The organism is Paenibacillus sp. JJ-100 (genome assembly GCF_948329825.1).
In the GTDB taxonomy this organism is placed as follows: Bacteria; Bacillota; Bacilli; order Paenibacillales; family Paenibacillaceae; genus Paenibacillus.
Genome location: NZ_CAOJCM010000024.1, coordinates 1 through 582, shown reverse-complemented (window position 1 = coordinate 582; position 582 = coordinate 1). Strand labels below are relative to the sequence as shown.

1 rRNA gene is annotated in these 582 nt (G+C 52.4%); it reads right to left on the bottom strand.

Annotation, left to right across the window (positions count from 1 at the left end):
* A 23S ribosomal RNA gene (locus tag PQG66_RS25250) occupies nucleotides 1–582 on the bottom strand; the annotation flags it as partial.

Sequence of the window (582 nt, the reverse complement as noted above, 5' to 3'; positions counted from 1 at the left end):
CTCGCCTACCTGTGTCGGTTTGCGGTACGGGCACCTTCATCTGGCTAGAGGCTTTTCTTGGCAGTGTGAGATCATGACCTTCGCTACTGTAATTTTCACTCCCCATCACAGCTCAGCCTTATGGTTAGCGGATTTGCCTACTAACCAGCCTTACTGCTTGGACAGGCATCCATCAGCCTGCGTCACTACCCTACTGCGTCCCCCCATCGCTCGTAACGATTTACGGTGGTACAGGAATTTCGACCTGTTGTCCTTCGACTACGCCTTTCGGCCTCGCCTTAGGTCCCGACTTACCCTGAGCGGACGAACCTTCCTCAGGAACCCTTAGGCTTTCGGCGGATCAGATTCTCACTGATCTTTTCGTTACTCATACCGGCATTCTCACTTGTATGCTCTCCAGCGCTCCTTACGGTACACCTTCAACGTACATACAACGCTCCCCTACCCCTGATGCAAAGCATCAAGCCATAGCTTCGGTGGTGTGTTTAGCCCCGTTACATTTTCGGCGCAGAGTCACTCGACCAGTGAGCTATTACGCACTCTTTCAATGATGGCTGCTTCTAAGCCAACATCCTGGTTGTC